The organism is Streptomyces fagopyri (genome assembly GCF_009498275.1).
In the GTDB taxonomy this organism is placed as follows: domain Bacteria; phylum Actinomycetota; class Actinomycetes; order Streptomycetales; family Streptomycetaceae; genus Streptomyces; species Streptomyces fagopyri.
Map to the genome: position 1 here is coordinate 7,323,665 of NZ_CP045643.1, position 14,597 is coordinate 7,338,261.

Sequence of the window (14,597 nt, forward strand, 5' to 3'; positions counted from 1 at the left end):
CAGGCCGGTCGCCCCTTGCTCCTCGAAGGGTGACCGGCCTGATCGTCCCCCAAGGAGGTGCGCCAGGATGACCAGCACGGTCCCCGCGCTCGGCACCCGTACGGCCGAAGGTTCCGCACTGCAAGCCGTACTCCTCGACATGGACGGCACCCTGGTGGACACCGAGGGCTTCTGGTGGGACGTCGAGGTCGAGATCTTCAGGACCCTCGGGCACACCCTCGACGACTCCTGGCGCCAGGTGGTCGTCGGCGGCCCGATGAGCCGCAGCGCCAACTTCCTGATCGAGGCCACCGGGGCCGACATCACCTTCGACGAGCTCTCGGTGCTGCTGAACGACGGCTTCGAGCGCCGTATCGGCGTGGCCCTGCCGCTGATGCCCGGCGCGTCCCGGCTCCTCGCGGAGCTCGCGGCGCACAAGATCCCCACCGCCCTCGTCTCCGCCTCGCACCGGCGCATCATCGACCGGATCCTGGCCTCGCTTGGACCCCAGTACTTCGCGCTGACCGTCGCGGGCGACGAGGTGGAGCGGACGAAGCCGTTCCCCGACCCGTATCTGCTGGCGGCCGCCGGCCTCGGCGCGGATCCGGCCCGATGCGCGGTCATCGAGGACACCGCCACCGGCGTCGCGGCCGCGGAGGCGGCGGGCTGCCAGGTGGTGGCCGTGCCCTCGGTCGCGCCCATCGCCGCCGCGGCCCGGCGCACGGTCGTGACCTCGCTGGAAGAGGTCGACCTGGCCTTTCTGCGCGGCCTGATGACGGAAATGCGCTAGGCGTTCACCCAGCGTGCGTATCCGAATGCTCGGATTGCCGTGGGGTGTCCGCGGGTAGGCGGAACGAAGCCGCCGCGGGTATTTCGATCTGCGGGCGGATGGCCGAATTCCGGTACGCGCGGGCGAAGTTGACCATGTGATGTTCGTCACATGACAGAGGGTCGACAGGGAACGCGCCGTGTGCCGTTGTCCCCTTTTCGGACGTGATCGGGACGTCCTTGTGTCCCGATTGGTGGAACGCTGCACGAATCCTTCCGCTGTCGGGTTATCGGTGTGTCCACGCCCGGTTTCGCAGCGTGATGGGAACTCAACTCCGGCCCCTGCGGGGTGTCCTGGCAGTGCGGACTAATGTCATCGCGAGAACCTCGCCATAACCCCCGTGACTCGCCGGCACCACCCCTTGTATGGCGTGTACACGGACACGACAGCTCTGGAGAAACTCGAGCATGAACCGCAAGACTTTGGTGCTGCCGGCCGTTGTGGGTCTGCTCGCCCCGGTGCTCGCCGCGTGTGGCGGTTCCGACAGCGGGGGAAACAGCGGCGATGCGATCGTCGTCGGCACCACGGACCGGTTCACCGCATCGAAGGATGCCCCGGCTCCTCTCGACCCGGCGTACGCGTACGACGTCGGTACCTGGAACATCCTGCGCCAGACGGTGCAGACGCTGATGGTCCAGCCCCGCGGTGACGGCGATCCCCAGCCCGAGGCCGCGGAGAGCTGCGGTTTCACCGACTCCGGCAACGAGCGCTACGCCTGCAAGCTGCGCGAGGGCCTGAAGTTCGCGAGCGGTGACCCGATCACCGCCAAGGACGTGAAGTTCTCGATCGACCGCGCGATGGCGATCAAGGCCGACAGCGGTGTGTTCGCGCTGCTGTCCACCGTCGACACCGTCGAGGCGCAGGGCGACCGCGAGGTGATCTTCCACCTCAAGAGCGCGGACGCGACCTTCCCGTTCAAGCTGTCGACCCCGGTCGCCGGCATCGTGAACCCCAGGGACTACGACAAGGGCAAGCTGCGCGACGGGTTCCAGGTCGACGGCTCCGGTCCGTACACCCTTGAGGCCGATGTCAAGGACGACGCGGCGGTCAAGGTCGTCTTCACCAAGAACCCGAACTACAAGGGTCTGTTGAAGCCGAAGAACAACAAGGTCGAGATGCGGTCCTTCGACAGCGCCGACGCCATGGGCGCCGCGCTCAACAAGGGCGACATCGACCTGATGACCCGTTCGATGACGCCGAAGCAGATCCAGAAGCTCGGCAACCTCGGCACGGACAGCAACATCGACCTCGTCGAGATGCCCGGACTCGAGATCCGCTACCTCGGCTTCAACACCAACGACCCGTCGGTGAAGGACAAGGCCGTCCGCCAGGCGATGGCCGAGGTCATCAACCGGGGCAACCTCGTCTCCAAGGTGTACGGCTCCCAGGCCGAGCCGCTGTACTCGCTCGTCCCGGCCACCATCACCGGCCACTCGAACTCGTTCTTCAACAAGTACGGCGACCCGAGCGTGGCCAGGGCCACCACGACGCTGTCCAAGGCCGGCATCACCACGCCGGTCAAGCTCACCATGAATTACACGACCGACCACTACGGCACGGTCACCAAGCAGGAGTTCGAGGTGCTGCAGCAGCAGCTCAACGCCACCGGCCTGTTCCAGGTCGAGATCAAGGGCACGCCCTGGGAGACGTTCCGCCCGAACGAGCAGAAGGGCAAGTACCAGGTCTACGGCATGGGTTGGTTCCCCGACTTCCCGGACGCCGACAACTACCTGGCGCCGTTCCTCGACAAGGACAACACCCTCGGCTCCCCGTACGTGAGCACCAGGATCCGCAGCACGCTGATCCCGGACTCGCGTCGCGAGGCCGACCGCCTCACCGCGTCGAAGAGCCTCACGGAAATCCAGGACATAGTGGCCGATGACGTTCCGATCCTGCCCTTGTGGCAGGGTAAGCAGTACATCGCCGCGCGGGACGACATCACGGGCGCCGAGTGGGCCCTGAACTCCTCCTCGACGCTTCAGCTGTGGGAGCTCGGTCGCGGCGTGGGCGGCTGATCGGTCCTCCAGGAGCGCCGGCCGCCGCGGGTCCGGCTTCCGCCGGACCGGCGCTCCAGAGAACCAATGACAAGGCACCTCCTCGTGAACATGCGCAACCAATGGCCGGTCCTGTCCGTCGCGACGGGGCTGGCCATCGGCCTGCTCGCCGGCTGTGGCTCGGAAACGGGCGGCACCGGGGGCACCGGCTCCTCCCTCGTGATCGGGATGTCCGACGACGTCCTGGCCACCGACCCGGCGTCCGGCTACGACCCCGGGTCCTGGCTGTTGTTCGACAACGTTTTCCAGACCCTGCTGAGCTTCTCCGACGGCGCCACCGAACCGACGCCCGAAGCCGCCAAGGAGTGCTCCTTCTCGGGCACCGGCACCACGGTCTACACCTGCACCCTCAGGGACGACCTGAAGTTCAGCAACGGTGATCCGCTCACCTCGAAGGACGTCAAGTTCTCCTTCGACCGCATGCTGAACATCGCCGACCCGGGCGGCCCCGCGGTCATGTTCCCCATGCTCGACACGGTGCGGGCCCCGGACGCCAGGACGGTCGTCTTCAAGCTCAAGTACGCCGACGCCACCTTCCCGAGCAAGATAGCCTCCGGCGCCGGCTCGATCGTGGACCACCGGCAGTACGCCGGCAACGGGCTGCGCCGGGACCACCGGGCGGTCGGCTCGGGCCCGTACAAGCTGGACTCCTTCGGCAAGGACCAGGCCGTCTTCTCGGTCAACGACGGCTACCGGGGCACCGCCGAGGTGAAGAACTCCGGCGTCACGCTGAAGTTCTTCCACGACGACCAGGACGCCCTGAGGACGGCGGTGCTGGACCACCGGATCGACGTCGCCTACCGGGGTCTGGCCGCCGACGGCATCGCGGGCATCACCAACGACACCGCCACCGGCAAGGGCGTCGACGTCGTCGAGGGCTCCAGCGCCGAGGTGCAGCACCTGGTCTTCAACATGGACGACCCGGTCGCCGGCAAGCTCGGGGTACGCAAGGCCATCGCCTACCTGCTCGACCGCGAGGCCCTCGTCAACAAGGTCTACCAGGGCACGGCGACACCGCTCTACTCGATCATCCCGGCCGGGATCACCGGCCACGACGCGGCCTTCTCGGACACCTACGGTGCCCAGCCGTCCAAGGCGAAGGCCGCCGCGGCGCTCAAGGACGAGGGCATCACCGGCAAGGTGGCCCTGACGCTCTGGTCGACCCCCTCGCGCTACGGCCCCGCCACCGACCAGGAGTTCAGGGCGATCGCCCAGCAGCTCAACGCCAGCGGACTGTTCCACGCGACCGTGAAGTCCGTCGCCTTCGGCCGCTACGAGAAGGACATCGCCCACGGCAAGTACGGCGTCTACGTCAAGGGCTGGGTGCCCGACTACCCGGACCCGGACAACTTCACGGCCCCCTTCTTCGGCAAGGGCAACGTGCTGCAGAACAACTACACCAACAGCACCATCACCGGTCGTCTCCTCCCGAAGACGGCCGCGCAGGGCAACCGCTCCGCCACCGAGGCCGAGTACGGCAAGGTCCAGGGCATCGTGGCCGAGCAGCTCCCGGTCATCCCGGTCTGGCAGGCCAAGCAGTACGCGGTCGCGCGGGACAACGTCTACGGCCTGGAGAAGTGCCTCGACTCCTCGACCGTGTTCCGGTTCTGGGAGATCAGCAAGGACTGAGCACACCCCCGCGTACGACCGTGGGCGCCTTCCTCCCGTACGAACGGGAGGAAGGCGCCCACGGTCGCACCGCCGGTGGGGTCACTGCGCGCCGGGGCGCACCAACCCGCTCTCGTACGCGTACACCGCGGCCTGCACCCGGTCGCGCAGACCCAGCTTGGTGAGGACATGGCCCACATGCGTCTTGACGGTGGTCTCGCTGACGAACAGGTCGGCGGCGATCTCCGCGTTCGACAGACCGCGCGCCACCAGCTTCAGCACCTCCACCTCGCGCTCGGTGAGGGTGTGCAGGGTGTCGGGCACGGGCTCGTCACCGGACGGCAGATGACCCGCGTACTTGTCCAGGAGCCGGCGCGTGATGCTCGGGGCGAGCATCGCCTCGCCCGCGGCTACCACCCGGATCGCCTGCACCAGCTCGTTGGCCGGAGCGTCCTTCAGGAGGAAACCGCTGGCGCCCGCGCGCAGCGCCTCCACCACGTACTCGTCGAGATCGAAGGTCGTCAGGACGAGCACCTTGGCCGGGCCGTCGCGCCCCGGACCGGTGATCTGCCGGGTCGCCTCCACGCCGTCCATGCGCGGCATGCGGATGTCCATCAGAACCACATCGGGCTGCAGGGCACGGACCTGATCCAGTGCCTGGAGACCGTCACCGGCCTCGCCGACGACCGCCAGATCCTGCTCGGCCTCCAGAATCATCCGGAAGCCGGTGCGCAGCAGCGGCTGGTCGTCGACCAGTAGGACGCGGATGGCCACGTAAGTCTCCTTCGCTAGTCCGGCCCCATTCTGCCCTGCTCGGTACCGCCCGACTCGGGCGCCCTGACCGGGAGCGGATACGGCGGGGGAGTACCACCGAATTCCGGACACACCGCCTGGTGGTCGCACCAGCCGCAGAGTTTGGTGGGACGCGGCCGCCAGTCGCCCGTCTCGGTGGCCTCCCGGATCGCCTCCCACAGCGCGAGCAGCTTGCGCTCGACCCGCTCCAGATCCGCGATGGCCGGGTCGTACGTCAGCACGTCGCCGCTGCCGAGATAGACGAGCTGGAGACGGCGCGGGACGACCTGCTTCAGCCGCCACACCACCAGGGCGTAGAACTTCATCTGGAACAGCGCGCCCTCGGCGTACTCGGGCCGGGGGGCCTTGCCCGTCTTGTAGTCGACGATCCTGACCTCGCCCGTCGGCGCGACGTCGACGCGGTCGATGATGCCGCGCAGCTTCAGTCCGGAGTCGAGCCGGGCCTCGATGAACAGCTCGCGCTCGGCGGGTTCGAGCCGGGTGGGGTCCTCCAGGCTGAACCAGCGCTCCACCAGCCGCTCCGCCTCACCGAGCCAGCGGGCCAACCGCTCGCCCTCCGGGTCGTCGGCGAACAGCTCCACGACCTCGGGCCGTGTCTCGCGCAGCCGGTCCCACTGGCCCGGGATGAGCGACTTGGCACGCGGGGCCGTCCGCTCCGCCGCCGGGGCGTCGAAGAGCCGCTCCAGCACCGCGTGCACCAGCGTGCCGCGGGTGGCCGCCTCGCTCGGCTTCTCGGGAAGCTTGTCGATCACCCGGAACCGGTAGAGCAGCGGGCACTGCATGAAGTCGCCGGCGCGCGAGGGCGACAGCGACGCCGGCGGCACGGCCGTGACAGCCGCGGTCGGCTCGGGCGGGACGCCGCCCGCGGTGCTGGTCTCCATGTCCCAAGACCTTACGGCCCGCCACTGACAGTGAGTGCACGGAAGGGGCCGGTGCGACGGCACGGAAAACAGAGGGGGTGCCGGGGCGGAACGTGTCGCGACCGACGCATACCATCGACCACAGACCCTGCTTCGCGTGATCGGGAGCGGGAGACGCTTCGAACGAGGGGACATCGTGGACGAGAGCGGCGGGAGCGGGCAGCCGCGATCCGGCACCGACGAAGCGACCGGGCGCCACGAGGGGTCCGAGACCCCCGTGAGCCCGGCCGCGGACGCCACGCGACCCGGACCGGACCGGCACGAGCGCCCCACGGGGCAGCCGGCCGCCGACCCGAACGCCCCCGCTCCCGACCCGACCCGCGCGCACCCGGAGTCCACCGTCGGACCCGAGCCGCACGGCACCGCCGACCACGGGCCCGGTACGAACGACACCCCCACGAGCCGGCCCGAGCCGCACGGCGCCGCCGCGAACGGGTCCGGCACGAGCGGTGACGCCTCGCGTGGTGACACCTCGGACAGGACCACACCGCCCACCGGTCCGGCATCCGGCCCCGGAACACACGAGGGCGCCTCGGGCGAGACCGTCTCCGGAGCCGTGCCCCCGCCCCCGGCGACCCACGAACCCGAAGGACCCACCGGCACGGACACCGCCGCCCACCACCGCACCCTCGCCCACTCCGGTACCCATGCCGGTACGGACGGCGGTGCCGGAGGCGACGGGCCGAAGCCCCCGCGGCGACGCCGGGATCCCGGTGGCGGCCTGCTGATGGGGCGTCCGTTCGGCGTACCGGTGTACGTGGCGCCCAGCTGGTTCCTCGTGGCCGCGCTGATCACCTGGGTCTTCGGCGGCCAGCTCGACCGCGTGCTGCCCGAACTCGGCGCCCTGCGCTACCTCGTCTCCCTCTTCTTCGCGGTCGCCTTCTACGCCTCCGTCCTCGTCCACGAACTCGCCCACACGGTCGCCGCCCTGCGCTTCAAGCTGCCGGTCCGCCGGATCCAGCTGCAGTTCTTCGGCGGAGTGTCCGAGATCGAGAAGGAGGCCGAGACCCCCGGCCGCGAGTTCGTGCTGGCCTTCGTCGGACCGCTGCTCTCACTCGTCCTGTCCGGACTCTTCTACCTCGCCATGCTCGCCGTAGAGCCCGGCACGGTCCCCGGTGTCCTGCTGGCCGGCCTGATGATCTCCAACCTGATCGTCGCCGTGTTCAACCTGCTGCCCGGTCTGCCCCTGGACGGCGGCCGGATGCTCCGCGCCGTCGTCTGGAAGATCACCGGCCGGCCGATGAGCGGCACCGTCGCGGCGGCCTGGGTCGGCCGCGCCCTCGCCGTCTCCGTCCTGATCGGGCTGCCCCTGCTCACCCAGTCCGGAGCGCTCGGCGAGACCCAGGACAACATCGGCGGCATGGACACGGTCACCGACGCCCTGCTGGCCGCGATCCTCGCCGCCATCATCTGGACCGGCGCCGGCAACAGCCTGCGCATGGCCCGTCTGCGCGAGCACCTGCCCGAACTGCGGGCCCGCTCGCTCACCCGGCGCGCGGTCCCGGTCGAGACCAGCACACCCCTCTCCGAGGCGCTGCGCCGCGCCAACGACGCGGGCGCCCGCGCGCTGGTCGTCGTCGACGCCAACGGCGAACCCCTCTCCCTGGTGCGCGAGGCCGCCATCGTCGGCGTACCGGAGCACCGCCGTCCCTGGGTCGCCGTCAGCGGCCTCGCCCAGGACATCACCGACGGCATGCGCGTCTCCGCCGAGCTCGCGGGCGAGCCCCTCCTCGACGTCCTGCGCGCCACCCCCGCGACCGAGTACCTGGTGGTGGAGGACTCGGGCGAGATCTACGGAGTCCTCTCGGCCGCGGACGTCGAGCGCGCCTTCGTCAAGGCGATGGCCCGGCCCTCCTGAGGTCCCCGGTGGCGGCGCGGCCCCGTGACGTGCGCGGTTCCGCCGCAGGGCCGCGGCCGGCCGGGCGGCGTCCACGGTGGCCGCCCGCGGCGCCCATGGTCGGCGCCCCGCGCGGGGACCGGTAGGCTGTTCACATGTCCGAACCGACCGGTGCCGCCCGCAGGCGCGGGCCCTTCAAGGTCGGGGACCAGGTTCAGCTGACCGACCCCAAGGGCCGCCACTACACGTTCACGCTCGAGGCCGGGAAGAACTTCCACACCCACAAGGGTTCCTTCCCCCACGACGAGCTGATCGGTGCTCCCGAGGGCAGCGTCGTCCGCACCACGGGGAACGTCGCCTATCTCGCGCTGCGCCCCCTGCTCCCCGACTACGTCCTGTCCATGCCCCGCGGTGCCGCCGTGGTCTACCCCAAGGACGCGGGGCAGATCCTGGCCTTCGCCGACATCTTCCCCGGCGCACGCGTCGTGGAGGCGGGCGTCGGCTCCGGCTCGCTCAGCAGCTTCCTGCTGCGCGCCATCGGCGATCAGGGCATGCTGCACTCCTACGAGCGCCGCGAGGACTTCGCCGAGATCGCCCAGCAGAACGTGGAGCGCTACTTCGGGGGTCCGCACCCCGCGTGGCAGCTCACCGTCGGCGACCTCCAGGACAATCTGAGCGACACCGAGGTCGACCGGGTCATCCTCGACATGCTCGCCCCCTGGGAGTGCCTGGAGGCCGTCTCCAAGGCGCTCGTCCCCGGCGGCATCCTGTGCTGCTACGTGGCGACGACCACCCAGCTCGCGCGGACCGTCGAGTCCATCCGCGAGATCGGCTCCTTCAACGAGCCGACCGCCTGGGAGTCGATGATCCGCAACTGGCACATCGAGGGCCTCGCCGTCCGCCCGGACCACCGGATGATCGGTCACACCGGCTTCCTGCTCACCGCCCGCCGCCTCGCGGACGGCGTCGAGCCGCCCATGCGCCGGCGCCGTCCCTCCAAGGGCGCCTACGGCGAGGACTACACCGGTCCCAACGCCGACGGCGGCACCGCCCGCTGATCCGACCGGCGTCCCCGCCGCGCACGAACCCAACGTTCCACCCCTGTGGCCGAGTTCCCGGAGACACCCGGAAACCCGGCCACAGGCGTTTCCGCAACTGGAGCAGGGCGGGTTTCTGTTGACGTGCCGCCAGAAGTGCGGACCCCGCCGTTCCACCCGGCTGTGACGTGTGGCACCATGCTGGCCACCCCACCCCCACACCGGCACAGCCCTCCCAGGAGACGCTCCCAGTGCAGCAATCCGTCGTCCCGGAACTGGCACACACGCACACCCGTCCCATCCACTGGCTGGCGACGGCCACCGCCCTGGCCGGAGTCGTCGCCCTCTCCTCGGTCGTCCAGCCCGGATCGGCCACGGCGGCCCAGCCCGGCCCCGGGGCGAAGGCCGCCCCGGCCGCGATCGCGCCCCCGGACCCCGCGGCCGTCACGTTCCCGGTCGACTGCGGGCCCGCCGACGTCGTCGTGCAGAAGAAGGCGTCGGGGGACCTCGACGGCGACGGCAGCCCGGAGACGGTCGCCGTGGTCCGCTGCGACGCGGGCTCGGGCACCCCGCCCAACGGTGTCTACGTCCTGACCCAGGGCGGGGCGGCGAAGAAGCCCCGGATCGTGGCCACCCTGATCGACCCGAAGGACCGGCTGAGCGTCACGGGCTTCGCGGTACGTGACGGCGCCGTCACCGCGACCCTGCTCGGCTACTCGTCGGCCGACGTGCCGAGTTGCTGCCCGGACGTGAAGGACCGGGCCAAGTGGCAGTGGAAGAACGGAGCGTTCGTCCGCTCGACGCCGGCGGACGCCCAGAGCGTATGAGAAGCATGTGAGAAACCGGACAATCCGTCACGTGGAGTGCCCTCCGGGTCACTCCACGTCGGGTCCGTAGACCTCGACCCTGTCCGAAACCCGACGTACGTGGATGCAGTCGCCCGGGCACTCCTTGGCCGAGTCGGCCACGTCACGCAGAAGCGTCAGCGGTACGGGCGTTGTGGCGCCCGGGGCCTGGAGGAGCTCGTCGTCGGCGCTCTTCACGTACGCCAGGCCGTCGATGTCCAGCTCGAAGACCTCCGGTGCGTACTGGGCGCAGATCCCGTCTCCGGTACAGAGATCCTGGTCGATCCAGACCTCCAGCGCCTCATCGCCTGCTGCGGCCTCCTGCTGCACGGTCACATCTCCTGCCGTTTCCTGCGTCGAGCGATCCGAAGACTGGGGAATCGGGCCAGCTCTGACGGGTGTTGAACACTTTGAGCCTACCTCCGTCGGCTTCCCAATCATGTTGGGTGGGTATCCCCCTGGCGTGAGGGAGAGCGCAAGGGTGAAGATCGGACACACCTCGACAGTCTTTGTGATCTAGGGGTTTCAATCGACACCCACCCAGGTAGGGTCTGGAAGCGTCCAGCTCCCCTTGGAGGAGGTGAGGACCGTGGCAGCCCACGACGACGACATGAACCGCGGCATCCGCCCGGGACGAGGGTCCGATGACCCTGCCGGGCAGGTTGCCTACCTTGAGCAGGAGATCGCCGTCCTGCGACGCAAGCTCGCCGACTCTCCGCGGCACACGAGGATTCTCGAAGAGCGGATCGTCGAGCTGCAGACCAACCTGGCCGGCGTGTCCGCGCAGAACGAGCGGCTCGCCAACACGCTCCGTGAGGCCCGCGACCAGATCGTGGCCCTCAAGGAGGAGGTCGACCGGCTCGCGCAGCCGCCGGCGGGCTTCGGTGTCTTCCTCGTGGCGAACGAGGACGGCACGGCGGACATCTTCACCGGGGGCCGCAAGCTCCGGGTGAACGTCAGCCCCAGCGTGGAGCTCGAAGAGCTCAGGCGCGGCCAGGAAGTGATGCTCAACGAAGCCCTCAACGTGGTCGAGGCCATGGAGTACGAGAGCGTCGGCGACATCGTCACCCTCAAGGAGATCCTGGAGGACGGCGAGCGCGCCCTCGTACAGGGGCACACCGACGAGGAACGGGTGGTCCGGCTCGCCGAACCGCTCCGGGACGTCAATATCCGTCCCGGAGACGCCCTCCTCCTCGAACCCCGTTCCGGCTATGTCTACGAGATCGTCCCGAAGAGCGAGGTCGAGGAACTCGTCCTCGAAGAGGTCCCGGACATCGGCTACGAGCAGATCGGCGGCCTGGGAAACCAGATCGAACTGATCCGCGACGCGGTCGAGCTTCCGTACCTCTACCCCGACCTCTTCAAGGAGCACGAACTGCGGCCGCCCAAGGGCGTGCTGCTCTACGGGCCCCCCGGATGCGGCAAGACGCTCATCGCCAAGGCGGTCGCCAACTCGCTGGCCAAGAAGGTCGCCGAGGTCACCGGCCAGGCCACCGGCAAGAGCTTCTTCCTGAACATCAAGGGCCCCGAGCTCCTGAACAAGTACGTCGGCGAGACCGAGCGACAGATCCGCCTCGTCTTCCAGCGTGCTCGTGAGAAGGCCAGCGAGGGCACCCCCGTCATCGTCTTCTTCGACGAGATGGAGTCCCTCTTCCGCACCCGTGGATCGGGCGTCAGCTCGGACGTGGAGAACACCATCGTCCCCCAGCTGCTCGCCGAGATCGACGGCGTGGAGGGCCTGGAGAACGTGGTCGTGATCGGTGCCTCGAACCGTGAGGACATGATCGACCCCGCGATCCTGCGCCCCGGACGACTCGATGTGAAGATCAAGATCGAGCGTCCGGACGCCGAGGCCGCCAAGGACATCTTCGCGAAGTACCTCACCCAGCGGCTTCCGCTGCACTCCGACGACCTCGGAGAGCACGGCGGGGACCGGGCGGCCACCGTCCACGGCATGATCCAGACCGCCGTGGAGCAGATGTACGCCGAATCCGAGGAGAACCGCTTCCTCGAGGTCACCTACGCCAATGGCGACAAGGAAGTCCTGTATTTCAAGGACTTCAATTCCGGCGCCATGATCGAGAACATCGTGGGCCGCGCAAAGAAGGCGGCCATCAAGGCCTTCCTCGAACAGAACCAGAAGGGCCTCCGGGTCTCCCACCTCCTCCAGGCGTGCGTGGACGAGTTCAAGGAGAACGAGGACCTGCCGAACACCACCAACCCGGACGACTGGGCCAGGATCTCCGGAAAGAAGGGCGAACGGATTGTTTACATCCGTACGCTCGTCACCGGAAAGCAGGGCGCGGACACCGGACGCTCCATCGACACGGTGGCCAACACCGGTCAGTACCTGTAAAAGCCAGGGCGGCTGCGGGTGCCCTCCACGGGTATCCGCAGCCGACTGCTTTCCGGGGCACGGCTGGAGCACAGCAATGACGCAAATGATCTCCCCACCAGCGCAGAGGCGTTCTAGGCTCTTTCGTACCGCCGAGTCGCGCGTTGCGGGGACGGGCACCGCACACGCACCGGAGCACCAGCGGTACTTGAGCAGCGCCCCCGACCGAGGGCGCCGCCGGGCAAGGAGGGCCGCATGACCGTACGGCGAGTAATGGGCATCGAGACGGAGTACGGGATCTCCGTCGCCGGCCACCCCAACGCCAATGCCATGCTCACCTCGTCCCAGATCGTCAACGCGTACGCGGCGGCGATGCACCGGGCGCGCCGCGCCCGCTGGGACTTCGAGGAGGAGAACCCGCTGCGGGACGCGCGAGGCTTCGACCTCGCCCGCGAGGCCGCCGACTCCAGCCAGCTCACCGACGAGGACATCGGCCTGGCCAATGTCATCCTCACCAATGGCGCACGGCTGTACGTGGACCACGCGCACCCGGAGTACAGCTCTCCCGAGGTCACCAACCCGTGGGACGCGGTCCTGTGGGACAAGGCCGGCGAGCGCATCATGGCGGAGGCCGCGGAACGGGCGGCCCAGCTCCCCGGCGCCCAGCCGATCCACCTCTACAAGAACAACACCGACAACAAGGGCGCCTCGTACGGCACGCACGAGAACTATCTGATGAAGCGGGAGACCCCCTTCTCGGACATCGTGCGCCACCTCACGCCGTTCTTCGTGTCCCGCCAGGTCGTCACCGGAGCGGGCCGCGTCGGTATCGGCCAGGACGGCCACGAGCACGGCTTCCAGCTCAGTCAGCGGGCCGACTACTTCGAGGTCGAGGTGGGCCTGGAGACCACGCTGAAGCGCCCCATCATCAACACCCGCGACGAGCCGCACGCGGACGCCGAGAAGTACCGCAGGCTGCACGTGATCATCGGTGACGCGAACCTGTCGGAGATCTCGACCTATCTGAAGCTGGGCACGACCGCCCTGGTCCTGTCCATGATCGAGGACGGCTTCATCGCCGTCGACCTGGCGGTCGACCAGCCGGTGCGCACGCTGCACCAGGTCTCGCACGACCCCACCCTGAAGCGGCTCGTCACGCTGCGCAGCGGACGCACGCTGACCGCGGTGCAGCTCCAGATGGAGTATTTCGAGCTGGCGCGCAAGTACGTGGAGGAGCGGCTCGGGGCGGACGCCGACGACCAGACCAAGGACGTACTGGTCCGCTGGGAGGACACCCTCAACCGTCTGGAGAACGACCCGATGAGCCTCGCCGGCGAGCTCGACTGGGTCGCCAAGCGGGAGCTCATGGAGGGCTACCGGCGCCGTGACGACCTCGACTGGGATGCCGCCCGGCTGCACCTGGTCGACCTCCAGTACGCCGACGTCCGCGCCGAGAAGGGCCTGTACAACCGTCTGGCCGCCCGCGGCAAGATGAAGCGCCTGCTGGACGAGTCGGACGTCGAGCGGGCGCGGACGAAGCCGCCCGAGGACACGCGCGCGTACTTCCGCGGCCGGTGTCTCGAACAGTACGCGGACGACGTGGCGGCGGCCTCCTGGGACTCGGTGATCTTCGATCTGCCCGGCAGGGACTCGCTCCAGCGCGTTCCAACCCTGGAGCCGCTTCGCGGAACGCGTAATCACGTCAAGGAGCTCCTCGATCGCTGCCGCACGGCGGAAGACCTGGTCAAGGTCCTCTCGGGCGGCTGAGCGGGGCCGTACGGGGCCCTGGGGCCCCGTCGGCGCATCGGGGTGGAAAAAGGCGACGTCCGGGAATCATCGAGGTGACCCCCGGACGTTGTAGCAACTGCGGGGCCGATGTCGGACCCTGCTTGTAGGGTCTGATCAAGAACGTCGAACCGAGCGGGGTGAGGGTTATGGCGACCAAGGACACCGGCGGCGGACAGCAGAAGGCGACGCGTTCCACCGAGGAGGTCGAGGAGCAGGCGCAGGACGCGCAGGCCACGGACGACCTCAAGGAACGCCAGGAGAAGCTGAGCGACGACGTCGACTCGGTTCTGGACGAGATCGACGACGTCCTCGAGGAGAACGCCGAGGACTTCGTGAGGTCCTTCGTCCAGAAGGGTGGCCAGTAAGCCGCCTTTCCTTCGAATCGAAGGTTCGGCATCAAGGCGACCCAGGGTCGCCAGGGCTGAGTGTGAAGTGTCGCTCGCGGTGCGGCTGTGGCCGGGCCGCGAGCGGTCTTCGCGGACCGGGGCGTCGCCTACGTGTGACGCCACCGCTGAGCGCGTCCGTGTACGCGTCCTCCGAGGAGCGTGTCCA

12 protein-coding genes are annotated in these 14,597 nt (G+C 69.0%); 9 read left to right on the forward strand and 3 right to left on the reverse strand.

The window, feature by feature from the left end; translation table 11 throughout:
* Positions 1-67 precede the first annotated feature (67 nt).
* From GFH48_RS31635 to GFH48_RS31645, 3 genes are all read left to right on the forward strand, one after another.
* Positions 68-769: an HAD family hydrolase gene (locus GFH48_RS31635; protein WP_153291515.1), complete on the forward strand. Its 702-nt coding sequence runs from the start codon at positions 68-70 to the stop codon at positions 767-769.
* A gap of 446 nt (positions 770-1,215) precedes the next feature.
* Entirely contained in the window at positions 1,216-2,823 is a 1,608-nt protein-coding gene (locus tag GFH48_RS31640) for an ABC transporter substrate-binding protein (RefSeq protein WP_153291516.1), read from the forward strand.
* 84 nt (positions 2,824-2,907) lie between these two features.
* Positions 2,908-4,491 carry an ABC transporter substrate-binding protein gene (locus GFH48_RS31645; RefSeq protein ID WP_153293206.1) on the forward strand — a complete coding sequence of 528 codons (1,584 nt, stop codon included), beginning with the start codon at positions 2,908-2,910 and terminating at the stop codon, positions 4,489-4,491.
* An 81-nt stretch (positions 4,492-4,572) separates the two neighbouring features.
* Here the strand turns inward: GFH48_RS31645 and GFH48_RS31650 are convergent, their stop codons facing one another.
* Entirely contained in the window at positions 4,573-5,244 is a 672-nt protein-coding gene (locus tag GFH48_RS31650) for a response regulator (protein WP_010988071.1), read from the reverse strand.
* 14 nt (positions 5,245-5,258) lie between these two features.
* The gene (locus tag GFH48_RS31655) at positions 5,259-6,164 is read right to left on the reverse strand and encodes a RecB family exonuclease (RefSeq protein ID WP_153291517.1); all 906 of its coding nucleotides are present in this window, start codon (positions 6,162-6,164) and stop codon (positions 5,259-5,261) included.
* A 256-nt stretch (positions 6,165-6,420) separates the two neighbouring features.
* Here GFH48_RS31655 and GFH48_RS31660 point away from each other — a divergent pair, with 256 nt between their 5' ends.
* The 3 genes from GFH48_RS31660 (at position 6,421) to GFH48_RS31670 (ending at position 9,904) form a co-directional block, all read left to right on the forward strand.
* Positions 6,421-8,061, forward strand: coding sequence for a site-2 protease family protein (locus tag GFH48_RS31660; RefSeq protein WP_407698729.1), 1,641 nt, complete (start codon positions 6,421-6,423; stop codon positions 8,059-8,061).
* A gap of 134 nt (positions 8,062-8,195) precedes the next feature.
* Positions 8,196-9,098, forward strand: coding sequence for a tRNA (adenine-N1)-methyltransferase (locus GFH48_RS31665; RefSeq protein ID WP_153291519.1), 903 nt, complete (start codon positions 8,196-8,198; stop codon positions 9,096-9,098).
* 230 nt (positions 9,099-9,328) lie between these two features.
* Positions 9,329-9,904, forward strand: a complete 576-nt coding sequence (locus GFH48_RS31670; protein ID WP_153291520.1) for a hypothetical protein — start codon at positions 9,329-9,331, stop codon at positions 9,902-9,904.
* 48 nt (positions 9,905-9,952) lie between these two features.
* Here GFH48_RS31670 and GFH48_RS31675 read toward each other — a convergent pair whose 3' ends face one another.
* On the reverse strand, positions 9,953-10,258 hold the full coding sequence (locus GFH48_RS31675; RefSeq protein ID WP_153291521.1) for a ferredoxin: 306 nt from the start codon (positions 10,256-10,258) through the stop codon (positions 9,953-9,955).
* 253 nt (positions 10,259-10,511) lie between these two features.
* Here GFH48_RS31675 and arc point away from each other — a divergent pair, with 253 nt between their 5' ends.
* The 3 genes from arc (at position 10,512) to GFH48_RS31695 (ending at position 14,410) form a co-directional block, all read left to right on the forward strand.
* Positions 10,512-12,278 (forward strand): proteasome ATPase, encoded by a 1,767-nt coding sequence (gene arc, locus GFH48_RS31685; protein WP_153291522.1) that lies wholly within the window; start codon positions 10,512-10,514, stop codon positions 12,276-12,278.
* Positions 12,279-12,512: 234 nt separating this feature from the next.
* Complete coding sequence (gene dop / locus GFH48_RS31690; RefSeq protein WP_381919162.1) at positions 12,513-14,024, forward strand: depupylase/deamidase Dop; 1,512 nt, start codon at positions 12,513-12,515, stop codon at positions 14,022-14,024.
* Positions 14,025-14,191: 167 nt separating this feature from the next.
* Complete coding sequence (locus GFH48_RS31695; RefSeq protein ID WP_037739193.1) at positions 14,192-14,410, forward strand: ubiquitin-like protein Pup; 219 nt, start codon at positions 14,192-14,194, stop codon at positions 14,408-14,410.
* Positions 14,411-14,597: the final 187 nt, after the last annotated feature.

Coding starts and splice junctions, on each gene's coding strand:
- GFH48_RS31640 (WP_153291516.1), top strand. CDS start 1,216: ATGAACCGCAAGACTTTGGTGCTGCCGGCCGTTGTGGGTCTGCTCGCC.
- GFH48_RS31655 (WP_153291517.1), bottom strand. CDS start 6,164: ATGGAGACCAGCACCGCGGGCGGCGTCCCGCCCGAGCCGACCGCGGCT.
- GFH48_RS31665 (WP_153291519.1), top strand. CDS start 8,196: ATGTCCGAACCGACCGGTGCCGCCCGCAGGCGCGGGCCCTTCAAGGTC.
- dop (WP_381919162.1), top strand. CDS start 12,513: ATGACCGTACGGCGAGTAATGGGCATCGAGACGGAGTACGGGATCTCC.
- GFH48_RS31695 (WP_037739193.1), top strand. CDS start 14,192: ATGGCGACCAAGGACACCGGCGGCGGACAGCAGAAGGCGACGCGTTCC.
- GFH48_RS31635 (WP_153291515.1), top strand. CDS start 68: ATGACCAGCACGGTCCCCGCGCTCGGCACCCGTACGGCCGAAGGTTCC.